This is a genomic window from Methylobacillus rhizosphaerae, from assembly GCF_900187985.1.
Classification (GTDB): domain Bacteria; phylum Pseudomonadota; class Gammaproteobacteria; order Burkholderiales; family Methylophilaceae; genus Methylobacillus; species Methylobacillus rhizosphaerae.
Map to the genome: position 1 here is coordinate 66,601 of NZ_FZOA01000002.1, position 23,420 is coordinate 90,020.

The 23,420-nt window shown below is 54.1% G+C and carries 19 protein-coding genes and 1 riboswitch; of the genes, 14 read left to right on the plus strand and 5 right to left on the minus strand.

Annotated features, from left to right (window positions below):
• Positions 1-442 precede the first annotated feature (442 nt).
• Entirely contained in the window at positions 443-1,894 is a 1,452-nt protein-coding gene (locus tag CHB59_RS02565) for a sodium:solute symporter family protein (protein ID WP_089374675.1), read from the minus strand.
• Positions 1,895-2,233: 339 nt separating this feature from the next.
• Positions 2,234-2,339: riboswitch (TPP riboswitch) on the plus strand.
• A 44-nt stretch (positions 2,340-2,383) separates the two neighbouring features.
• Here CHB59_RS02565 and CHB59_RS02570 point away from each other — a divergent pair.
• Positions 2,384-3,163 (plus strand): 3-oxoacyl-ACP reductase, encoded by a 780-nt coding sequence (locus CHB59_RS02570; protein WP_089374676.1) that lies wholly within the window; start codon positions 2,384-2,386, stop codon positions 3,161-3,163.
• A gap of 270 nt (positions 3,164-3,433) precedes the next feature.
• Positions 3,434-4,723 carry an LLM class flavin-dependent oxidoreductase gene (locus CHB59_RS02575; protein WP_089374677.1) on the plus strand — a complete coding sequence of 430 codons (1,290 nt, stop codon included), beginning with the start codon at positions 3,434-3,436 and terminating at the stop codon, positions 4,721-4,723.
• A 52-nt stretch (positions 4,724-4,775) separates the two neighbouring features.
• Here the strand turns inward: CHB59_RS02575 and ada are convergent, their stop codons facing one another.
• Positions 4,776-5,909: a bifunctional DNA-binding transcriptional regulator/O6-methylguanine-DNA methyltransferase Ada gene (ada, locus tag CHB59_RS02580; protein WP_089374678.1), complete on the minus strand. Its 1,134-nt coding sequence runs from the start codon at positions 5,907-5,909 to the stop codon at positions 4,776-4,778.
• A 189-nt stretch (positions 5,910-6,098) separates the two neighbouring features.
• On the opposite strand from ada, the gene CHB59_RS02585 reads away from it, so the two are divergent.
• Complete coding sequence (locus CHB59_RS02585; RefSeq protein ID WP_089374679.1) at positions 6,099-6,683, plus strand: LexA family protein; 585 nt, start codon at positions 6,099-6,101, stop codon at positions 6,681-6,683.
• 315 nt (positions 6,684-6,998) lie between these two features.
• Here the strand turns inward: CHB59_RS02585 and CHB59_RS02590 are convergent, their stop codons facing one another.
• Entirely contained in the window at positions 6,999-7,991 is a 993-nt protein-coding gene (locus CHB59_RS02590) for an AraC family transcriptional regulator (RefSeq protein WP_089374680.1), read from the minus strand.
• 29 nt (positions 7,992-8,020) lie between these two features.
• Complete coding sequence (locus CHB59_RS02595) at positions 8,021-8,923, minus strand: GGDEF domain-containing protein (RefSeq protein ID WP_089374681.1); 903 nt, start codon at positions 8,921-8,923, stop codon at positions 8,021-8,023.
• A 328-nt stretch (positions 8,924-9,251) separates the two neighbouring features.
• Here CHB59_RS02595 and CHB59_RS02600 point away from each other — a divergent pair, with 328 nt between their 5' ends.
• Both CHB59_RS02600 and CHB59_RS02605 read left to right on the plus strand, forming a co-directional pair.
• Positions 9,252-11,771 (plus strand): TonB-dependent receptor, encoded by a 2,520-nt coding sequence (locus tag CHB59_RS02600; protein ID WP_218816192.1) that lies wholly within the window; start codon positions 9,252-9,254, stop codon positions 11,769-11,771.
• Positions 11,772-11,805: 34 nt separating this feature from the next.
• Entirely contained in the window at positions 11,806-13,635 is a 1,830-nt protein-coding gene (locus tag CHB59_RS02605) for a phytase (RefSeq protein ID WP_179212046.1), read from the plus strand.
• A 31-nt stretch (positions 13,636-13,666) separates the two neighbouring features.
• Here the strand turns inward: CHB59_RS02605 and CHB59_RS02610 are convergent, their stop codons facing one another.
• Entirely contained in the window at positions 13,667-14,224 is a 558-nt protein-coding gene (locus tag CHB59_RS02610) for a hypothetical protein (protein WP_089374684.1), read from the minus strand.
• Between the two features lie 212 nt (positions 14,225-14,436).
• Between CHB59_RS02610 and CHB59_RS02615 the strand changes: the two genes are divergently transcribed.
• The 9 genes from CHB59_RS02615 (at position 14,437) to CHB59_RS02655 (ending at position 23,413) form a co-directional block, all read left to right on the plus strand.
• On the plus strand, positions 14,437-15,585 hold the full coding sequence (locus CHB59_RS02615; protein ID WP_089374685.1) for a porin family protein: 1,149 nt from the start codon (positions 14,437-14,439) through the stop codon (positions 15,583-15,585).
• A gap of 71 nt (positions 15,586-15,656) precedes the next feature.
• Positions 15,657-16,880 (plus strand): formamidase, encoded by a 1,224-nt coding sequence (fmdA, locus tag CHB59_RS02620; protein WP_089374686.1) that lies wholly within the window; start codon positions 15,657-15,659, stop codon positions 16,878-16,880.
• 46 nt (positions 16,881-16,926) lie between these two features.
• The gene (locus CHB59_RS02625; RefSeq protein ID WP_089374687.1) at positions 16,927-17,277 is read left to right on the plus strand and encodes an FmdB family zinc ribbon protein; all 351 of its coding nucleotides are present in this window, start codon (positions 16,927-16,929) and stop codon (positions 17,275-17,277) included.
• Positions 17,278-17,435: 158 nt separating this feature from the next.
• Positions 17,436-18,680: an urea ABC transporter substrate-binding protein gene (urtA, locus tag CHB59_RS02630; protein WP_089374688.1), complete on the plus strand. Its 1,245-nt coding sequence runs from the start codon at positions 17,436-17,438 to the stop codon at positions 18,678-18,680.
• A 105-nt stretch (positions 18,681-18,785) separates the two neighbouring features.
• Positions 18,786-19,703: an urea ABC transporter permease subunit UrtB gene (gene urtB, locus CHB59_RS02635; RefSeq protein WP_089374689.1), complete on the plus strand. Its 918-nt coding sequence runs from the start codon at positions 18,786-18,788 to the stop codon at positions 19,701-19,703.
• A 10-nt stretch (positions 19,704-19,713) separates the two neighbouring features.
• The gene (gene urtC / locus CHB59_RS02640) at positions 19,714-20,874 is read left to right on the plus strand and encodes an urea ABC transporter permease subunit UrtC (protein ID WP_089374690.1); all 1,161 of its coding nucleotides are present in this window, start codon (positions 19,714-19,716) and stop codon (positions 20,872-20,874) included.
• A complete protein-coding gene (gene urtD / locus CHB59_RS02645; RefSeq protein ID WP_089374691.1) occupies positions 20,871-21,614 on the plus strand; it encodes an urea ABC transporter ATP-binding protein UrtD in 744 nt (247 codons plus the stop codon). The genes urtC and urtD overlap by 4 nt, the downstream gene beginning before the upstream one ends.
• A 66-nt stretch (positions 21,615-21,680) precedes the next feature.
• Positions 21,681-22,370 carry an urea ABC transporter ATP-binding subunit UrtE gene (gene urtE, locus CHB59_RS02650; RefSeq protein WP_089374692.1) on the plus strand — a complete coding sequence of 230 codons (690 nt, stop codon included), beginning with the start codon at positions 21,681-21,683 and terminating at the stop codon, positions 22,368-22,370.
• Positions 22,371-22,588: 218 nt separating this feature from the next.
• Entirely contained in the window at positions 22,589-23,413 is an 825-nt protein-coding gene (locus tag CHB59_RS02655) for an urease accessory protein UreD (protein WP_245835015.1), read from the plus strand.
• Positions 23,414-23,420: the final 7 nt, after the last annotated feature.

Here is a 23,420-nt window from a genome sequence, read left to right on the forward strand (position 1 = left end):
GTGCTGGGAAAGGCTTGTCAACCGATCACTGACCTCAAGATGTGATGGCGCTGCATCATTGCCACGCAGCCTTTCGCTTGCCAGCGAGTGACTTTCCTTTGCTTCGCCAACGCAAAGTCACCAAAGTAAAGACGATCCTGATTGCTCTGGATGGGAACAGCTTCCCGGTGTTGCGCGCTTTATCCGGGCGCTGGCTGAACTCGCTGTGCTCAGACAGAGTCCAGCGCTTGATCCGGCCTAACCTGTGCTACTCGGCTCAGTCAGACGGGGGAAAGGTCAAGGTTGTGTAGAGGGGAACAAAGAGAATTGTTTACATTTGTGCAGTCATTCCGGCCTGTGGGCCGGAATTTTGTGGTGCTTCGCTGCAGGTTGTTGGACGAGACCCCGGATCAAGTCCAGGGTGATATTGGTCTTGAGGACAGGGGGGCAGGTGGCTCTGGGGTTATAGTTGTTCGCTGTCGAGTTTGCGGATACTGGTGTTCAGGGAGCCAAGTTCAAAATGCTGTTTATTGCGTTTGAGCAGGCGCATGATGCTGATGACGACAACCGGGGTCAGGGCGGCCAGCAGGAAGGATTCCAGCAGGTGTGTGACCGGCTGGCTGGGCATGGGGAACATGAACAGGCCTGCGGCCAGGCCGGCAATGGTGCCTGTGGTTGCTTCACGCCCGGTATGGGAGCGGCTGAACAGGCCAAAGAAGACCGGGAAGGCAGCCGCAGCACAGAGCAGGTCGGCGAGCAGGAATAGGTAGAGCACGCTGTACCCCTGGGCTGCCACAATCATGACCGGGATTGCCAGTAGGAGCACCAGCCAGCGGGACAGCCGCATCAGGCTGGCTGCGCTGCTTTTCGGGGCAATCCTGCCAATGTCTACGGCGACGATGCTGGAGATGGCACTGATGGCGGTATCGACGCTGCACATGACCAGGGAAATGCCCAGTGGAATCAGGGCGATGGCGAGCCAGAGCGGGATGTTGGGCATGATGACGCTGAACAGTGCGACTGAGCTGTCGCCATCGGGTGTCATGCCCATGAAGGCCAGGCCGAACAGGCCCATGATGAAAATGAACGGGACGACCAGCACGCCTCCCAGCAGGAAGCCGTTGCGCATGGTGGGAATGTCTTTGGCGGAATAAATGCGTTGCCAGTTGCCCTGGTGGAAAATGCCGGTGAGCAGGATGGCGACAAAGAAGGTCAGCCCGGCCTTGATGCCGCCTGCATCGCCAAGGTCAATCAATTGAGGCGCACTTTCCTGCAGTCTGCTTGCAATCGGTGCGATGCCGCCGGTGGCTTGCCAGCCTATCAGTACCAGCATGATCAGCAGCGGGATGATAATGACGATTTGCACCTTGTCGGTAAAAATGGAGGCACGCAGGCCGCCATACGTGGTGTAGAGCAATGTGAAACCAAGCACGATGGCGGCTGTGGCCCAGAGAGGGACAGGAGCGAGCAGGGTGACCATTTTGCCTATGGCAGTGATTTCCGCTGTCATGGCGATGAACAGGTAAAACAGCATGATGCTGAGGGCCAGCAAGTACATGGGTTTGCCATAACGGGCGATCAGAAATTCGGTGAGCGAATGCCCGTTGGGCATGAGTTCGCGCATGCGCTTGCCCAGCGGGATCATGGCAATGCGTGGTGACATCGCTCCCAGCGCATAGCCGATGACGGCGGTGAGGCCACCCCAGGTGGCAGCCTGGGCAGGGGAGAACAATATCCACGCACCCAGCGATGAGGCCAGCAATGTCATAATGCTGGCGATGGAACCCTGGCTGTTGCGGGCAACAATATATTCTTCAAGGTTGCCGCGGAACCGGCGTGAATAGGCCATGCCAAGAATGGCGAAAATCGCGGCAAAAAAGACGAGCCAGCCAAGGGCTGCTTGGGTACTGAGCATGATGTGGGCGGTTCCTGCAATCGACGAACGGCAGGCAGCCCGCGCACTTGGGGCGGTGCTTCCTTCCTTTCGCCGGTATTATCCGGATCAAGTAAAGAGCCTGTTCACCATGATGAGCAGGCTCTAAGGGTCATGGCCATTGCCATTTCTCAGCCGCGAGCGGCTCCCCTAGGGTTAAGAGTGGAATTATAGCGATATTCTTCCGCAATGCGATGAATGCATGCGAATAATTCATGTTTCGTGATATGGTTCGGCCTCAGAGTGGTTAACAAAACTCAGGGTAGCAATCCTGGCTGGCTGCACGGCGGGATAACAGCATCAGGAGAGTTTTGTTAGCTATTCTTTGGCACGGGGTGTCCCTTTTACGCTGGTGAAAGGGGCTGAGAGCATACCCGTTGTACCTGACCCAGATCATTCTGGCGGAGGAATGCCTGTCGCAGCTTGTCCTGCCTTGTATTTCCTTGCCGTGGATCATTGCAAAGGAATTACATGAGCAACTTATCTTCATTTCCCATTCAGGATCAATTGGTACTTGTTACCGGCGCGGGGCGCGGGCTGGGTGCGCATATTGCCCGTGCTTTCCTGCAGCAGGGCGCGTGCCTGATCGTGAATTACCTGCATAGCGCGGATGCTGCCGCTACATTGGCCGCTGAGGCACCAGAGCGTGCATTGGCAATTCAGGCTGATGTGAGTGATGCTGCCGCTGTCCAGGCCATGATGGCGCAGGCAAGGGCGCATTTTGGCAAGCCGGTGATGACCGTGGTGAACAATGCCTTGCCTGACTTCAAGTTCAATGGCGATGCCAGGCCACATGCAGATACCCTGGGCTGGGAAAGCCTGCATCAGCAATTTGCAGGTGTGGTGCGTGGCGCGCTGAATACGATACAGGCTGCCTTGCCCGGCATGCGTGAGGTGGGCGCTGGCAGGGTGATCAATATTGGTACCAACCTGTTCCAGAACCCGGTGGTGCCTTACCACGATTACACCGCTGCCAAGGCGGCCTTGTTATCGCTGACGCGTACCCTGTCGCAGGACCTGGGGCCAGATGGTATTACTGTCAACATGGTGTCTGGCGGTTTGCTGCGCACGACCGATGCTTCTGCTACCACGCCGGATGCCGTGTTTGACCTGATCGCCGCGAGTACACCATTGCGCCGTGTTACCACACCGCAGGAATTTGCCGATGCTGTATTGTTTTTTGCCTCGCCCTGGTCGCGTGCTGTGACGGGGCAGAACTTGGTAGTGGACGGCGGGTTGGTGAAAAACTGATGTGCTGACTGCTTGGCTGGGTATGGGAGCTGACTTGGCATCCTGCTCGCCAGATCAAGAGATGTTGAGCCAGATTCGGCCACATGAGGATGTAGTGTGGTCATTGGAATGGTCACCCCGGACTTGATCCGAGGTCTGGTGCTTTATGCAAACAAGATGCCGGATTAAGTCCGGCATGACAGCACAGTGTGATGCTGAGCCAGCACGGAGCATATCAGAGCAAGGGCTGACAATCACTGGCTGAGTTTCATGTAAAAGGTTTACTTAAATATGATGCACATTAACCTGTTTCTGTTCGGCTGCGGCCACCACAACGCAGCCTGGCGCCACCCGAATTCCCCAGTCGAGCGACTGGGTGATATCCGTTATTACGAGGAAATGGCGCAGCTGGCCGAACGCGGCAAGCTGGATGCGGTGTTTTTTGCTGACGGCCATGCGACTAACAACATTACCGATGGGCCGCGCTGGTTCCTGGAGCCGGTGACCATGCTTACGGCCATTAGCCGCGCCACCCAGCACATCGGCCTGGTAAGCACGATTTCCAGCACTTTCTTCACGCCTTTTCATGCCGCGCGGCTGATGGCCTCGCTCGACCATATTTCCGGCGGGAGGGCAGGTTGGAACGTGGTGACCTCCATGTTTGATGTCGAGGCGCGTAATCATGGCTACGAAGCCATGCCTGGCCATGCTGAGCGCTATGCCAGGGCGGATGAGTTCATCCAGGCGGTGCTGCAATTGTGGGATAGCTGGGACGATGGCGCATTGCTCAATGACCGCGCCGGGGATTATGTCGATGAAAACCGGGTGCGGCAGATCAATCACCACGGCGAACATTTTCTGGTCGATGGGCCGTTGACCGTGCCGCGTCCGCCGCAGGGCAACCCGGTGCTGTTCCAGGCAGGAGCTTCCGGTCATGGACGCGCACTGGCTGCCAGGTATGCAGAAGCCATTTATGCCGTGGCCTGGGATCTGCCATCCGCCCAGGCGTATTACCGTGACGTCAAGGACAGGATACGGGCAGCAGGCCGGACTGTGGATGTGCCCATCCTGCCGGGGCTGGTGACATTTATTGGCTCAACGGAAGCCGAGGCGCGCGCCAAGCAACGAATGCTGGATGAACTGTTGCCTGCGGAAACCTCGTTGCGGCAATTGCAGTTGTTTATTGACCAGGATTGCATGGACTGGGAACTGGATGCGCCAGTGCCTCCACTACCACCGCTGGAAGCGTTCAAGGGACCCAAGGGCCGCTATGCCACGGTGCTGCGCATCATAGAAACTGAACAGCCTACCGTGCGCGAGTTGCTGGGTAGGTTGGCAGCCGGAGGAGGGCATTGCACCATGGTGGGTACGCCAGAGCAGGTGGCTGATCAGATGGAGCACTGGTACCGCAACGGTGGGGCAGATGGCTTCAACCTGATGCCGCCTATGCAGCCTGAAAGCGTGCAGGATTTTGTTGATTATGTAATCCCCATCCTGCAGCAGCGCGGCCTGTTCCGTCAGGATTACGAGCACACAACCTTGCGTGGGCATTTGGGGTTGGAGCGGCCAGGAAGAAAATAAGGTCGCAGATAATCCTCCAATGCTGGCCGGAGATGAATGCGACGGGGCAGCTTCACTCTTTGCAATTTTCCGACTGGCTTTCTTCTTGATTAGCCTGTTGATCTTTCCGTGACCTGGCTTGCGACTCCTTGTCGAGCAAAAGCCGTTTGCGTTCCACGCCCCAGCGATAGCCCGAGAGCGCACCATCGGTACGCACGACCCGATGGCAGGGAATTGCCACCGCCAGCGCATTGGCCCCGCACGCTTGGGCGACCGCGCGGACAGCCTTGGGCATGCCGATTTTTTCCGCAATCTCGCTATAACTTGCCGTGCTGCCATAGGGAATGTGGCGCAGCGCCTGCCATACCCGCTGCTGGAATGCCGTGCCGCGCACATCCAGGGGCAGATTCAGCCCAAGTTGCGGCGCTTCGACAAAACCTACCACCTGCGCCACTAGCCGTTCATAAGTGACATCAGCGCCGATCAGGGTGGAACGGGGAAACCTATCCTGCAAATCCCGCAGCAGGAATTCCGGGTCGTCATCCATCAGGATGGCACACACGCCTTTGGCGCTGCTGGCAACCAGAATGCTGCCCAGCGAGCATTCCGCAATCGCAAACCTGATCTCGGTATCCTGACCGCCTTTTTTATAATTTGACGGTGTCATTCCCAGTACCTGTTCCGCTGTCTCGTAAAAACGGCTGCTGGAGATGTAACCGGCGGCATAAATGGCGTCCGTGATCTTATTCTGCTGACCGAGATACTCCTTTAACGCCCGCTGATGTTGGGCGGTTAGATAGGCCTTTGGTGTCAGCCCTGTGGTGGCCTTGAACAGACGATGAAAATGATGCTCGCTCATGCCGACATGCGCTGCGATCTGCGCCAGAGTGGGCGCTGCGCTGGATTGCTCGATGAAGCGGCAGGCCTGTTCCACCAATATGCGATGCCGCTCCGCAAGGTGGGGTTGATCCGGCTTGCAACGCTTACACGGTCTGAAACCCGCCTCTTCAGCCTCTGGCGCGGTGTTGTAGAACAACACATTTTCAGGGCGCGCAGGGCGAGCGCCACAGGAAGGTCGGCAATATACGCCGGTTGTCCTGACCGCATAATAAAATGTCCCATCCGCAGTGGTGTCGCGCGCCAGTACTTTCTGCCAGCGAGGGTTGTTCAAGGTGGTAGCGGCGCGTTCAGCAGTCGTTTCGTCCATGATGCACACTTTAGTCCTCTCAGGTCTTTCAGGCATCATAAGCCACGCTTTTCATACAAACACTCCAGCTCTTGCTTTTGAATTCCATTTATTGACATGCCAGATCCGTCCAGGTCTTGTGAGGAATGCCAAGGTGTTTTGACAGCAAATGCTTGACGTTGTGTACATTCGTACAGTACATTTTTGTTTATGGGACAAGATAAAGATTTTGAATATCTGGGCAAGATCCAGGACTATTTCGCTGAACACAAGACATTGCCTACATTCAGCCATGTGGCGCAACTACTCGGGTTCAAGTCAAAAAATGCCGTGACTTCGTTTGTGGCACGCCTGAAACTGCAAGGTTATCTCGACTATGCACCGGATAAACGGCTCAAGCCGGGACGGCGTTTTTTCGAGCGCATCATTGCCGAAAGTACGGTACAGGCCGGATTTGCCACGCCTGCATATGGCGACAGTCTCGACACCATGGGGATTGATGACTACCTGATTGAAAAGCCATCGCAGACGGTTTTGATCACCGTACGTGGTGAATCCATGAAAGATGCCGGTATTTTCAACGGAGATACCGTAATTGTGGAGAAGCGCGCTTTTGCCAATGTGGGTGATATTGTCGTGGCGATCCTCAATAATGAATTCACCCTGAAAACCCTGGGCAAGGAAGGCGACAAGTTTGTATTGATTCCTGCCAACAAGGATTTCCCGGTACTGCGGCCCCAGGATGGTTTCGAAATCTTCGGGGTGGTCGTCGGCCAGTTCCGTAAATACGATTGAGGGCACCAAGCCTCAGTCCATCATTTCCTGTCATCCCGGCCTTTGAGCCGGGATTTTATTATGTTTTCGTCTATTCACGAGATACTGTGACTGGGATCACAGGTGTTGCAGCTATGTCACTGCACGGTTTTGGGCGGCCACGGCATGGCCGAGTATGACAGATGCCAGGTATTGCCTAAATTTTAGGCAGTATTGCTTTGTTGCATTGCCATCAGCTACTTACTGTCCTCATCCCCAGACTGCTCACAAAGTTACCCACAGATTTTGTGAGTGTCAGTAATATTACTTCTGGCATGCCGGGTTCTGGTCATGATGTCAGCCCCATGGTAGCTGCAGTCTCAGCATGGATGGCGTGAGCCCGGTCCAGCGCTTGAGAGAGCGGCGGAAATTATTGGCATCGTGAAACCCCAGGTAGTCCGCAACTGCGTCATTGCTGTAGTCTTGTCCCTGTATCAGTTGGATGGCGATATGCATGCGTGCCTGGTCCAGTTCAGCCTGGAAATGGGTGTGGTGCGTTACCAGGTGGCGCTTAAAGGTGGCGGGGCTGACGCCGAAGACCGCGCTGGTTTGTTCTAGTGTCGGGCTGGCGCGGATATGCTCAGATAGGTAGTCATAGAGGGTGGACAATAGGCTGCGTCTGTATTGCAGACGGATGCTGGCAAGAGCTGTTGTAACGGCCATGTCACTGCCGTGCGGCCAGGGATGGTCGAGATATTCCACTGGCAGGCACATGCTGTCCATTTGCTCGTTGAAATACAGCTGGTTGCCCAGGTGTACGACATATTGTTCAGGATGTGCAGGGCGTGTGCGGTTGAAGCGATAGCTCCAGGGCAGCCTGTTTCCAGATAGCCAGCGGCTCATACTGCTGATTGCGGTCATCATCATTTCGACAATGAAGCTGCGCAGGCGCGGCGTGACACAACTTTCAGTCCAGTAGAGTATGACCTGGCCCTTGTGTTCCATAAGGTGGGGAGCAAGCAGGGGGCTGAGGCAGGACTGGAAGGAAATGAAGATATCCAGTGCCTGACGCAGGTTGCGGGCATGCAGCAAGGCATGGCTCAGGTTGCCGTAATGTCCGGGTAGCAATTGTTGGCCCAGCATGAAGCTGGTATCACTGGCAGATAGCCCGCTTTGCAGGTTGGCAAGCAGTTGCAGGTACTCAGCCGGGCTGATCAGTGTATCAGCTGCCAGGACATCTGCTTCTGACAGTCGTGTTTTTTGCAACAGGGCATGTACGGGTAAGTCCCTGCTGCTGGCATATTCAAGTAGTAAGGCTGCCTGGTGCTGTGCCGGAATGAACCTGGTCATAATCAGGTAGCATGGTTGTGGAATATCATTCACGATACGCTGACAGTTGTGAACATGACGGGCATGGCCGCTTCTAATGTTGTATTCATGTCGGCCAATAACTGTTCGGGGTTCTGGTTGGCTCTGGCACAGGTTGTGCGGGATGAGAGATGGATACGCTGTAAGCCGTCGCGGGTGTGGTGTGCCAGCGTGCTGATGGCTTGGCTCAGTTGCACTTCCATCCAGTGGGCATGCGCTTCGTTCATGCTAGGCAGCAGGATGGCAAACCTGTCGCCGGCATAGCGGCAGAGCAGGTCTTGTGGCCTGAGGTTGAGCAGTAGCAGGTGGCTGACTGCCTGCAGCAGCCTGTCACTTTCTGCTTGTCCGAATTGCCGGTTGATTTGCTGGAAGTTATTGATATCCAGCAAGATCAAGATGCCTTCTTCTCCGTTTTGCTGTTTTTGCTGCAGGCGGATTTGCCGATACAGGTAGTCGGCATCCGCTAGCTGGGTGATGTGGTCGAATGATCGATGATCGCGAAACAGGCGCTCACGTTTCTGCATGTGTGTGTTGAGAATGGCTTGCTCCTGCCGCCAGTAGTAGAGGCCAATCGTGACGATCAGCATACCGACCGGCATGCAGGCTTCAAGCCAGTTATCCCAGTACTGGCTTGATGGCACAGAGAAAAATTCATCCATGCAGTCAGCCCAGGCCCCGAGCATGATGGTCATCAGGCCGCCTGCCAGCAGTGTGGTGACCCGGCCACCTGGCCGACTGTATAGGATCAGGAGTGCCCACAAGGTTGCCAGGACAGCGGTACCGCCTTCACTGACAATATCCATCCAGTTCCAGGCTGACATTGGCACTGCCTGCCCCAGGCTGGAGTAGAGCATGGCAGTCAGCAGTAATACGGTAAGCACGATGCATGGTACGCGATAATGGTTCGGCAGCATTTCGGTGATCCCGGGTCTGAAATGATGACAATCTTAGGTTGGTTCCATGACAAAACGATGATGGAAATCTGCTAACCGGGGAGGGGTGCAATCAGCTCATACAGAAGCTGAATTGCTGCATAAAAACTACTGATTTTTATAAAAATTTGTTTTATATCAATGTGATATATCATTTGTGAGGGAGTCATATCGGCTCATTGGCGGATGAAAATTGGGATAAATCCGGTTTTTCAGCCAACCGGGAGCGAAGCTGTCACGGAAATGACATATGGCATGATTAGTTTGTACGGCATTCAAAACAACCATATTAGGTTTAAAGGGGAATGACGTGCAGGTAAATTATATTCAACTCACCCGGGAAAATAGTGGATGCCGCTTTCCCATCAGGGTAACTGCGGCCGCCATTGCCTTGATGGGTAACAGTCTGGCGTATGCGGAAGATACTGCTGTGGTGTTGCCGGTAGTGTCTGTCGTTGGGCAGGCGGCCAGTATGGATAGTGCACTGGATGTGCAGCAGATGTCTGACAATATCGTCAGTGTTGTGCATGCCGACGATATAGGCCAGCTACCTGATACCAATGCCGCAGAAGCATTGCAGCGTATTCCAGGCATTTCTATTGAGCGTGATCAGGGAGAAGGACGGTATGTGCGTATCCGCGGCCTCGGGCCTGACCTGAACGCAGTCACCATCAATGGCAGCCTGGTGCCAGCGCCGGAGAGCGATAGGAGGGCGGTATCGCTGGATGTGCTGCCTGCCGGCTTGATACGCTCACTGGAGGTTAGCAAGACGCTGATGCCGAGCCAGGATGCCAACTCGATAGGTGGGACGGTAGAGGTCAAGACGATTTCCGCGTTTGACCATAAAGGGACGTTCTATTCACTGGAAGCAGGGGCATCTCACGATACCAATACTGACCAGGAAAGTCCCAATTTTGCAGCAGCATGGAGTGACCGCTTTCTGGATGGAAAACTGGGGATTGCCTTGGGTGTCAACTCATCCAAACGTAAATTTGGCTCGGATAACGCTGAAACCGGTGGTGCATGGGATTTGTCCGGCCCGCGTCCGGCACTAGAAGAATTCCAGCGGCGGGATTACAGCATTACGCGTGAACGCCAGGGAGGGATTTTTAACCTGGATTACCGGCCCAATGACAAAGAGTCCTACTATCTGCGTACGTTGTACAGCCGCTTTATCGATAAAGAGGTGCGCCAGCGCCACAATATCGAATTTGATGACCCGCAGCAGGTGGGAGAGCTTGGTACTGCCGAATCATCCCGTGAGCTGAAATCGCGTGAGGAAACACAGGATATTGCTTCGGTCGTGCTTGGTGGCGAACGCACTTTCAATGATTGGAAAGTCGCAGTGGCAATGGGGGCTAGCCGCGCCAGTCAGGATACACCGGATGCGATTGATGCGGCGACGTTTGAATCCGGGCAAAGTTATCTTGCGGGTTACTCCAGCAGCAGGCTGCCGCGCCTGATTAGTGATGGCAGCATCAACAATGCCAGTGATTATGAGCTGGACTCCATTGAGCTGAGCAAACAGAAAACTGTGGACCGCGAGCGCAACCTGAAAGTAGATATTGATCACAAATGGTCTGCGCTGGGCGTGGATTCTGAATTGAAATTCGGTGCCAAGGCCAGCCGCCGCAAGAAAACCAATGAAATGACAGCCTGGGAGGTGGATGGGGGGGATTTTGGCAATCCCGGCCTGGGAGATTTTCTTGGCAATCATGTGGATTATGATTTCGGTAATTATGGTCCAACTGTCAGTAGCTCTTCCATCAGGCATTTTCTCTCTGGTGTGAACCTGTCTGACTACATTAACGCAGAGGAATCCAGGATCAACGATTTCTCCATGCGTGAAGACATTAATGCTGCTTATGTGCAGAATACTTTCAACTATGGAATGTGGCGTGTCCTGGCCGGGATGCGATACGAGCAGACCAAGTTCAGTGCCAATGGCACCTCGGTGACAGATGGCGATTACACGGCGGTGCAGGCTGGCAGTAAATATCACCATTGGTTGCCAGCCCTGCATATCCGCCGTGACCTGGACAACGATACTTCTATACGTGCTGCCATTACCAACTCTGTAGTGCGCCCGACTTTTGGCCAGCTTGCGCCTGGCGTGGTCATCAATGGTGACGAGGCCAGCTTCGGCAATCCTTCCCTCAATCCGATGGAGTCCAGGAACCTGGACCTGGGCATTGAAAAGCGTATTGGTTATGCTGGGGTGTTGTCTGCTTATGTTTTCCATAAGGATATCAAGAACTTTGTCTATCGTACGGATATGGCAGGCAGTGGGATATGGGCGGATTTTGACCAGGCGGATACTTTTGCCAATGGCAGTTCTGCTTCGGTGAAAGGGTTGGAACTGGCGTATGCACAAAGTTTCCGTGAAGTATTGCCGGCACCGTGGAATGGTTTGTTATTGTCAGCCAATGCGACTTTTGTCAGTTCCAGTGCCAAGATTGCAGGATATAGCGATGGCGTGTCCATCACCCGTAATATTGCCTTGCCCAGTCAATCTGACCGGACTTTCAACCTGGTAGTCGGGTATGAACAAGGACCATTGAATATGCGCCTTGCTGCCAATTACAAATCCAAATATCTGCTGGAAGTCACGGATATCAGCGACTCGCGCGCAGACCAGTATGTGGATGCACAGACCCAGTATGATTTTTCTGCACGCTACAACCTTAACCGGCAGATGCAGCTTGCATTTGAAGTGCTCAATATCACCGATGAGAAATATTATGTGTACACAGGTAACCGCAGCCTGAATTCACAGTACGAGTCCTATGGGCGTACTTATCGCCTAAGCATGAAGATTGCGACTTTCTAGGATGAGTTCGACTCACATGAATAATGGAATCAAGATGTCACGATTAAAGAACAAATTGTTTTTTGCATTACTGCTGCTGTTACCGGTGTGGGGCGGGCAGGCAGCTGAAATCAAGGCGCTGCCGGCATTGAAGCAGGATTTTCATGAGGTGGCGGCCTTACCTGATGGACGCTGGCTGGCACTCGACAAACATGCGGTGCGTCTGCTGGACAAGGATGGCAGGCAGCAGGATAGCCTGGATGTGAGGGCCCAGCACCTGGATACCCGCGTGACAGAGGGTGGCATGCAGGCTGTGGTGTTTGATGCAGACCACCAGCAGCCCTGGATTCTGCAGGTCGGGCAACAGAAGCTGCAGGTCCGCACAAAGCTTGCACCAGTCATGTTTGCGCTGGAAACCCTTTGTCTATATCAGGATGCACAGCAACTTAGTCATGTATTCCTGATTGCCAAGGATGGCATGGCTGAGCAATGGTTATTATCAGGCAAGTCACCACAATTGTTTCGTCGTTTGGCATTACCGCCAGGAGTGGAGCATTGCCGGGTGGATGACAGCAGACAGGCACTGTATGTTAGTGAGCCGGGGTTAGGCGTATGGCGCTATGACGCCAACGGTGAGGGAGTTCCTGAACGCGACCTGATCCTGGGACGTCAGCCATATGGTGTATTGATGGGTGCGGCCGGAGCGCTGGCGGTATTGCCATCTGGGCTGGCGGTGCTGGATGCGACTGCAGGCAAGGTGCATATCCTTGGTGCGCATGGAAAATCGGTGAAGCCGGTTGTCGATGTACCCGGTGCGCATGCTTTGGCTGTGTCAGGAAGGGATGTACTGATAGGGGGGAAACAGCGTTGGCAGGCGTTAGTGCTGGGTGATATGCCCCATGTTTCTGCTGGCAGGGAGAAACTTCCAGTGATCGTGGCGCGCGGGCAGACAGCTACTATGGCGCGGGCAGGAGATGCAGCGGATGATCCGGCTATTTGGATACATCCGCAAAGCCCTGCGCAATCGCGCATCATCGCGACCAACAAGAAGCAGGGGTTGCTGAGTTATGACCTGAAAGGCAAACAGCTCCAACTGCTCGAAGCCGGGCGTCTTAACAATGTCGATGTACGCCAGAATATCTCCTGGCCGGGAAGCAAGGTTGACCTGGCAGTGGCAACCCAGCGAGATGAGGCTGCAATAGCGGTATTCGAGATTGACGGCCAGGGCAATCTGCGCGATGTTGCCCGTATCAAGACTGGTCTTGAGGATATTTATGGTACTTGCTTATTCCAGCCAGCAGCAGGTGGGCTGGAGGTCTTTGCCAATGACAAGGATGGGCGTTTTGAGCATTACCGTATTGAGCGGCAGGGCAAGCGTTACGAAGGAAAGTTACTGCGCGGCTTCAGGGCGGCCAGCCAGCCGGAAGGATGCGTTGTGGATGATAGCCGTCAGCGCCTGTTCTTTGGCGAGGAGAAGCGCGGCATATGGACACTCTCTGCCAATGCTGAGAACAAGGGGGTGCCACAGTTGATATTGCCGGTTGGTGAATACCTGAAGGCCGATGTGGAAGGAATGGCGATCTATCACGGTAAGCGGGCGAGTTACCTGCTCGCATCAAGCCAGGGGAACAGTAGTTTTGTCGTGCTGGATGCGCAGGCCCCTTATACCTATCGTGGCGCATTCCGGATCGGCATCAATGCCCAGGCAGGGATTGATGGAGTATCAGACACGGACGGCCTTGAGGTCAGTGCCGTGAATTTTGGCACTGACTACCGCTATGGATTGCTGGTAGTACAGGATGGCTACAAGCGCTTGCCGGATGGTACCCAGAATTTTAAGTATGTCGCTTGGGAGGACGTTGCGCGTGCACTGAATCTGGAGTAGTTCATACCCCATTCAGTATCAGGCTGGCAGTTTAGTTGCCGGCCTGCAAGGCTTTCCATCCTGCATCCCGCATGCATAGTAATAAACCACGGGTCACCCTGGCTGTTTTCCCTGACATGTCGGGTTGGTGTTCTTCACCTAACTTGGCAACACAGGTTTGCATATCATTTTTCAGGATGTCAGCACCCTTGCCTGTTTTCCACCATGAGCTGACGATAAACATATCCATGGGATCTGCCAGCTTCTTGACCGGGAGCGGCGAGGTGGTGGCATGGTCGGCAGATGTACTTTCCGTTAGAGGAGTGGCAGCAGCGCTGTTGCGATAATCCGCTTTGATGCTGGCCTTGATCACCGGGTCAGCATCTTCACTGACATCTTGTGGAGAATGAACTAACCACCCATTGTTTTCCATACACTTCGTAAATTCAGGCTCCAGCGGTTCTGCTGTCTGGCATTGTTTTCTGGCCTCATTCAAATCTTGAATCCCTGCACCGCGTTTGTAGGAAAACTCGCCACCACATGCAGCCAGCATGATGGATGCAAGTAGCACTGTGGCAGTGTGGTAGTTGCCATTTCTCTTAAATTTCATGTGTTTCCCTCCCTGAGTGGGCAGCCTGCAATCAGTCCTGCCGGTGTTTGCCTGGACTCAAGTTATCACGCTAGTTCATCTCGTCATGTACGCAATATGACGTATTCAAGCCGTGCCCCTCAATCGCTAATCTGGCAACACGAAAAGATTTAGCGGGTAGTTCACGTTACGGGTTAATGGTTTTTGGTGAAACTTTAAAAGGGGTAAGGGAAATGAAATTCAAGTTGAAGAAATGTGCGCTCATGGCCGCAGTGGCAGCATCTGCTGCATTGCCATCCATGAGCTCCCAGGCAGCTGGCACGATCACGTTTGGCGAAGATAAGTCCATCAGTATCGGCCTAGGAGTCCGGACTGCATTTACCAGTGTGAAGGATGGCGCGCCCAATGGCAGTTCGCGCTCCAAGGATTTTGATGTGGATGATGCGCGTATCTATATCAATGCGTCCTTCAATAAATACATCAAGGGGACTTTCAACACTTATACCACGACAAGTGCTGCGGATGGACAGGACAGCATCCGTACCCTGGATGCTTATCTACAGTTCGAGTTCATGGATGAGTTCAATATCTGGATGGGGCAATTATTGCCACCTACTGACCGTGCCAACCTGGATGGCCCGTTCTTCCTCAATGCCTGGTCTTATCCTGGCGTGGTTTCCCGTTATCAGAACAAGTTTGTAGGCCGGGATGTGGGTGTCACAGTCTGGGGCAAGTTGCTGGACAAGCGTCTGGTGTATTCCGTGGGTGCTTATGAAGGTAACCGGGCTTCATCGTTCACTGGTGCTGCCAGCCCCAACCGTTCCGACAATCTGATGTACAGCGGGCGTATCCAGTATGACTTCTGGGATGCAGGCAATGACCCGGCGTATTACACCAGCAGTGCCTATTACGGCAAGGATGTGCTGTCTGTTGCCCTGGTTGGCATGTACCAGAAAGATGCCGTAGGTGCTATCGGTGCCAGCGATGACTACCTGGCCTACAACATTGATGCCTTGTTGGAGAAGAAGTTTACTGCAGGGGTGCTGAATCTTGAAGGTGCTGCCTACAAATATGACTTCAGCAATACGGCAGTCAATGCTGACCCTGATGGGGCAAAGTCAGGCAAGGCATATCTTGGCCTGGTGTCATGGATGTTCAACGATACCATTGGCTGGGGCAAGTTCCAGCCTTATGCGCGCTACCAGAAATTCACTGCCGAGAGCGGCACGCTCTTCAACCCGGACGTCAAGGAGTATGACCTTGGCCTGAACTACATCATTGATGGCCATAACGCCCGTATCAGTACTGTGTACACCAAGACCAAGACTGAAAATGCCAGTGATATCGACAAATTCACGGTCGGCCTGCAGTTGCAATTCTAGTTGGGGGATGGCCGTCATCCTTAGCTGAGATGGCGGCTGTCGTGAGTTTAGTTGTTAAAGGAGACGTACAGATGAAGACATTGATTAAGCTGGATTTTGACAAGCCAGCCTGGGAACAGGATGGACAGATCCATAACCGTTGGCACCCTGATTTGCCGATGGTGGCGATGGTCAAGCCTGGTGATGAATTCCGTGTCGAGTGCATGGATTGGACGGGCGGGCAGATTGGCAACAACGACAGCGCAAATGATATCCGCGATGTGGACTTGTTGCAGGTGCATTACCTGAGCGGCCCGATCGGTGTCGAAGGCGCTGAGCCGGGTGATCTCATGGTGGTGGAAATCCTGGAGATAGGCACACTGGCGGACCAGCAATGGGGTTTCAACGGATTGTTCGACAAGAACAATGGTGGCGGTTTCCTGACGGATCACTATCCAGATGCTTCCAAGAGTATCTGGGATTTCCACGGCATCTATACGACTTCCCGTCATGTGCCCAACGTCAAGTTTGCCGGCATCATGCATCCCGGCCTGATTGGTTGCCTACCATCCCGCGAGTTGCTGGATACATGGAACAAGCGTGAGGCGGACCTGATTGCCACTGATCCAGATCGCGTGCCTGCACTGGCATTACCGCCGAATGAAACCGGTGCCGTCATGGGACGTTTGGCTGGTGAAGATGCCAAGGCAGCAGCGAAAGAGGGCGCGCGCACCGTGCCGCCACGTGACCACGGCGGCAATTGCGATATCAAGAACCTGACCAAGGGTTCAAAGATTTTCTTCCCAGTGTATGTGAAGGATGGCGGTCTCTCCATGGGTGACCTGCACTTCTCCCAGGGCGATGGTGAGATTACGTTCTGTGGTGCGATTGAAATGGCTGGTTACCTGGATATCAAGGTGAGCCTGATCAAGGACGGGGTGAAGAAATATGGTGTGAAGAACCCATTGTTTCAGCCTAGTCCATTGACACCTAACTATCGTGACTACCTGATTTTTGAAGGTATCTCTGTCGATGAACAAGGTAAGCAGCATTACCTTGATGTACAGGTTGCATACCGCCAGGCTTGCTTGAATGCGATTGAGTACCTGAAGAAGTTTGGCTACAGCGGCGAACAGGCGGTGGCGATTCTCGGCACGGCACCGGTGGAAGGCCATATCAGTGGCGTGGTGGATATCCCGAATGCCTGCGCCACCCTGTGGCTGCCAACGGAGATATTTGATTTCGACCTGAAGCCGAATGCTGACGGGCCAGTGAAGATCATCACCGGCAATGTGGATGTTGCCAAGACATCCTGATAGCAGATTTCTTGATTGACGATTTGAAAGCACAAGGGGAGCAGCCATGCCTATGTATGAATATCGATGCGACGAGTGCGGCGTGTTTTCCGCACTGGGGAAGATGAGCACATCCAGTGATCCCGTGATCTGTCCGGATTGCGGCGAGTTGAGCGAGCGCATTCTTTCGGCACCGCGTCTGGCCATCATGGGCAAGGCTCAGCGAAGTGCGCATGAACGCAATGAAAAATCTGCCCATGAGCCCCGGTCCACGCGCCGCTCCAGCTGCGGATGTAGTGGGACTCACACTTGTAGTTCGTCATCCACTTCCAAGAAATCCGCTCAGGGAAAAGAGAAAGGAAGCTTATTGCAGATGCAGACGAAAAAGACGGCCCGCCCTTGGATGTTGGGGCATTAGGGATGTCCCAGCATTGCACGATAGCGGCGTTGCGCCTCCTTGCCGTACCTGGTTTGTACTGTCTGCGTCGGCGCGCCTTGCTCTCGCACAATGCTGAACATCCCAGATATTAAGTTAATTGATCACCCCACTTTTTTAGTTTTTTCAGGAGAAATCTGATGAGTAAGACAAATCGACGCCAGTTCATCACCAAGGCAGGCGCCTTGATGGGAGCCATGCTTGCAGCAGGTATTGTTTCCGGCAGTGCTTATGCGGCAGACTTCGCGACTGCCAAGGTTAACACCACCAAGCTGGCAGTGACCGACACCACAGTCAAGGTCGGTATCCTGCATTCATCCACTGGCACCATGGCGATCAGCGAAACCGGTTCCATCCAGGCTGAGAAGCTGGCTATCGCCCAGATCAACGCCATGGGCGGCGTACTGGGTCGCAAGATCGAGGTTGTCCAGGAAGATGGTGCCAGCGATTGGCCGACATTCGCCGAAAAATCCAAGAAGCTGCTGGAAAAGGACAAGGTAGCCGCCGTGTTCGGTTGCTGGACTTCCGCTTCACGTAAGGCGGTACTGCCAGTGTTCGAGAAGGACAATGGCCTGTTGTTCTACCCGACTTTCTATGAAGGGCTGGAGCAATCCAAGAACGTGTTCTACACCGGACAGGAAGCCACACAGCAAATCCTGGCTGGCCTGGATTGGATCGCCAAGGAAAAGAAGGCAAAAACCTTCTACCTGATCGGTTCTGACTACATTTGGCCGCGTACTTCCATGAAGATAGCCCGCAAGCACATTGAGCAGCATCTTGGTGGCAAGGTCGTGGGTGAAGAATACATCGCCCTGGGCGATACCCAGTTCGGCTCAGTCATCAACAAGATCAAGCTGAAGAAGCCTGACGTGATCTACGCAGCAGTGGTGGGCGGCAGCAACGTGGCATGGTTCAAGCAGTTGAACGCTGCGGGCCTCAATTCCAAGAAGCAGAACATGCTGACCATTTCCGTGACTGAGGACGAAGTCCTGGGCATCGGTGGCGAGAACCTCGAAGGCTTCTACTCTGCGATGAAGTACTTCCAGTCGCTGAAGAACGCTAACAACGAGAAGTTCGTTGCCGAGTTCAAGAAGATGTGGGGTCCCAAGGCTGTGATCGGCGACGTGACGCAGGCTGCTTACCTTGGCCCATGGCTGTGGAAGGCTGCAGTGGAGCGTGCCGGTAGCTTCGACGTGGACAAGGCAGTTGCCGCCTTGCCTGGCTATGAGTTCAAGGAAGCGCCTGAAGGCTATGTCAAGGTTGATTCCAACCATCACCTGGAAAGCAAGCTGCGCGTGGGTAAATGGCTGGCTAATGGCCAGGCTGAAGTGGTCTACGAATCTGACCTGATCAAGCCTGATCCATTCCCCAAGGGCTACCAGTAAGCGTTCAGTGTTTCATTAAGTGCAATACCGCAACAACTCTGCAAGGGGTTGTTGCGATGTGTAAGTGCAATAAATCTTCTGTAAGTAAAAGGCTGGAGGCCGATTATGTTTGATTATTCAATGGCAGAGATAGGCAATATCGTTGTCATGCAGGCTTTCTCAGGGCTGAGCCTGTTCAGCGTGCTTCTCCTGATGGCACTTGGCCTGGCGATCATCTTCGGGCAAATGGGCGTGATTAACATGGCCCATGGCGAATTCATGGCGATAGGCGCCTATACCACCGTGTTTCTTTCCCGAGTGGCCGAGACTTACGGAATCGTCAATTACTACTTCCTGTTTGCGATTGTTGCCGCGTTCATTGTGGCGTTCATTATTGGCTATATCGTCGAGTTTGCCCTGATACGGCACTTGTACAAGCGGCCGCTCGATACTTTGCTTGCCACCTGGGGGTTGAGTTTGGTGATGCAGCAGATTTTTCGTTCCACTTTTGGTGCCAAGGAGGTTAGCGCCGTGTTGCCAGAATGGCTCATGGGTTCCTTCCAGCCGACGCCTGATATTGATATTCCGATCAATGGAGTGTTTGTACTGGTGCTGGCCGCGGTGGTCACATTGGGTGTTTTTCTCTTCATGTTCCGTTCCCGCTGGGGCCTGCGTGTGCGCGCCACGGTGCAGAACCGAGTGATGGCTGGCGCGGTTGGTATCAATACCAAGAAGGTTGACCGTGTGACCTTTGCGCTTGGCTGCGGTATCGCTGGTGTGGCGGGTGCAGCATTCACCACGATTGCTTCCACCGGCCCTACCACAGGCTCGCTCTACATCGTCGACAGCTTCATGGTCGTCGTGTTCGGCGGCGCAGCCAGCGTATTAGGCACGATAGCTTCCGCCTTCGGCATCGCTCAGGCGCAATCCATCCTGCAGTTCTTCATGACCAGCTCCATGGGCAAGGTCGCGACTCTGATGGTGATCGTCGGCATCCTCATGATGCGTCCGGAAGGTCTGTTTGCATCCAAAGTACGTAAGTAAGGGGAATAATATGAATGAAACATTAAGCAAAATACTAGGCGGAAAGCAGGGAGCTATCGGCCTTGGTATTCTCGCCGCCCTCATCCTGGTGCTGTTGCCGCTGGGCTTGGATCCCTTCCGTCTTGGATTGGTCGGTAAGTACCTCACTTATGCCTTCGTCGCGGTCAGCCTGGTGCTGCTGTGGGGTAACGGCGGTATCCTGAGCCTGGGGCAGGGCATCTTCTTCGGCCTCGGTGGCTATGCGATGGCGATGTTCCTCAAACTGGAGGCCTCCGACCCGGTAAGCACTGCGATCCAGTCCACCCCTGGTATTCCTGACTTCATGGACTGGAACCAGCTCACGGCCCTGCCATGGTTCTGGGAGCCGTTCAAGAGCTTGCCGCTCACCATTCTGGCAATCCTGATTGTGCCAACATTGTTTGCCTTCCTGATTGGTTACGCCATGTTCAAGCGTCGTGTTGGTGGAGTGTATTTCGCCATCATTACTCAGGCGATTGCGCTGATTCTGAGCATCCTCATCATCGGTCAGCAAGGCTATACCGGCGGCGTGAATGGTATTACCGATCTCAAGACCTTGTTGGGCTGGGATATTCGCACTGATAGTGCCAAGTATGTGTTGTATTACGTGAACGCAGCATTGCTGATCGGCTGCATCCTGCTTTCGCGCTATGTCCTCAGCAGCAAGTTCGGCATGCTGCTGTTGGCGATGCGCGATAAGGAGGAGCGCGTACGCTTCTCTGGTTACGATGTGTCCAACTTCAAGATATTCATCTTCTGCCTGTCCGCCATGATCTCGGCAATTGGCGGTGCGATGTTTACTTTACAGGTTGGTTTCATGTCACCCACTTTCATCGGTATTGTGCCTTCGATTGAAATGGTGATCTTCGCAGCCGTGGGTGGTCGCATGTCCCTGATTGGAGCGGTATATGGCACCTTGCTGGTGAATGCGGGCAAGACCATGTTCTCCGAAACCTATCCAGAGCTGTGGTTGTTCCTCATGGGTGGCTTGTTCATCGCTGTGGTGATGTTCTTCCCGAATGGTCTGGCAGGTATCTACGACAAGTATGCGAAGAAAGTACCTTTCCTGCGCAAATTGTCTGAAGAATCACCGAAGGCCAGAAAGGCTGAAACAGTGCTGGTTGAAACCAAGGAAGCGGGGGTAAAAGCATGAGTAACACCGATTTTGTACTGGCAGTCGAAGATCTGACCGTATCGTTCGACGGTTTCAAGGCGGTCGACAAGCTCAATATGTACATCGACAAGAACGAACTGCGTGTGGTGATCGGACCTAACGGCGCGGGAAAGACCACGGTACTGGACCTGATCTGCGGCAAGACCAAGTCCACCGCTGGTTCGATCAAGTTCAAGAACCGCGAGCTGACCAGGCTTTCCGAGCACGAGATCGTACGGGCCGGGGTAGGACGCAAGTTCCAGACGCCGTCGATCTACGAAAACCTCACGGTGTACCAGAACCTGGAAGTTTCATACCCCAAGGGCCGTGGGGTGTTCGGCAGTCTGTTCTTCAAGCGCAGCGATGAAGTGGTGGCACAGGTGCGCAAGATTGCCAGGGAAATCATGATGGAAGACATCCTGGGCATGGAGGCTGCACTGCTGAGCCACGGTCAGAAGCAATGGTTGGAGATCGGCATGCTGCTGATGCAGGAACCGGAACTGCTGATGCTGGACGAGCCGGTGGCAGGCATGAGTGCCAAAGAGCGCGACCAGACGGCGGAGCTTTTGAACCGCATCTGCCAGAATCGCTCCGTGATCGTGATCGAGCACGACATGGAGTTCGTCAAGAAGATCGCGCACAAGGTCACAGTGCTGCACCAGGGCAAGATTCTTGCCGAGGGAGCCATGGACAAGGTGCAGGCCAACGAAAAAGTGATTGAGGTCTATCTGGGACACTAATGCATGCAAGATTCGGCGCGATGTATTCAAATCGCGCCGCTAGCCCGGACAACGAAAGGATAGGAAATGATTGAGATTGAAGACCTGACAGTCAGCTATGGACAAAGCGAAGTTATTCACGGCATCAGCTTTACTGCTGCCAAGAATGAAACCTTGGCGATCATGGGCCGCAACGGTATGGGCAAGACGACTTTGTTCAAATCGCTCATGGGCATCCTGCCAAGCAAGAGCAAGAAAGCCAGCGTGGACGGCGTGGATATCGGCGGCAGCGAAACCTTTCAGCGCGTGCAGAAAGGTCTGGCCTATGTGCCGCAGGGCCGTATGATCTTCCCGACCATGACTGTGCAGGAAAATATTGAGACCGGCCTGGAAAAATCCAAAAACCGTGAAATTCCTGAAGATATATTTGCTCTGTTTCCTGTACTTTATGACATGAGAAACCGCAAAGGTGGCAACCTTTCCGGCGGCCAGCAACAGCAGTTGGCAATCGCCCGGGCATTGGTAACCAACCCCAAGGTCTTGTTACTGGATGAGCCTACTGAGGGTATCCAGCCCTCCATCATCAAGGACATTGCCAAGGTGCTGAATGAAATCCGTAAGATGCGCGAGATCACGATCATTGTTTCGGAGCAGGTGCTGAGCTTCACCATGGAGATCGCGGACCGTATCATCGTCATTGACAAGGGCAACTTCATTCATGAAAACAAGCGCAGCGAGGTGGATGCGGCCAAGATCAAAGGCTACCTCTCCGTATAGGAAAACAAACAAAACAGCCTGCTGGCGGCGTTGCGCTCACTTGCCGTACTTATCGTACTGTTTGCGTTCGCGCGCCTTGTCAGCACCGCTGCGCTGGCTTTTTTGATTGTTTTGAACGTGAGAGAAGGTTCAATAATGAGTGATTGATTTCGAGATGCTGGCGTTTTTATGGCAGGATGCTGCCGATGGATGACTCACAAACAACAAGGATGGCATGGATGAACAAGCGCTGGCAGGCCATGCTGGCGCTCGATTTTGCAGCCAAGGCCGGGCGGACGACGCTGGTAGGAAAACGCCACCAAGGGCCGCTGGTGGTACAGAAAATGCTTTACCCGGAAGGAGGCGAGGTCTGCCACGGCATCATCATCCATCCGCCGGGCGGGGCGGCGGGCGGCGACCAGTTGCAATTGCAGGCAACCCTGGGAGCATCAGCTAAAGCCTTGTTGACTACGCCGGGCGCTGGCAAATGGTACAAGGCTAACCAGTTGAGCGCGAGTCAGAATATATGTTTCCGACTGGCTGCCAATAGCTGCCTGGAATGGCTGCCGCAGGAGAATATCCTGTTCGACGGCAGCGATGTGCGCTTCAGCAGTGAAATCGACCTGGCTGAGGGGGCCGTGTTCTGTGGCTGGGACATTGTTTGTTTTGGTCGCCAGGCACGGGGGGAACAGTGGCGTGAGGGGGAGTTGCGTCAGGTGATGCAAGTGCGGCGTGAAGGGTGCTTGATCTGGAACGAGCGCCTGTTTATCCAGCCGCAAAGTCTGCTAATGCGTTCTGGTATTGGTTTGAGGGGTATGCCGGTCAATGGCAGTCTGGTGGTTGCCGCAGGAGCGGTACCTGCGGAGATTGTCGCAAACTGTCGGGCAATCGAGCCGCGCGGCGATGCGCATTATGGTGTGACTGCCTTGCCGGAGATATTTTCGGCACGTTATGTTGGTCGTTCCTCGGAGGCGGCAAGGGAGTATTTTGAACAGCTCTGGCAAGTGCTCCGGCCGTGGTATGCGGCACGCCTTGCCATCAGGCCACGGATATGGAATACCTGAGCCTGGC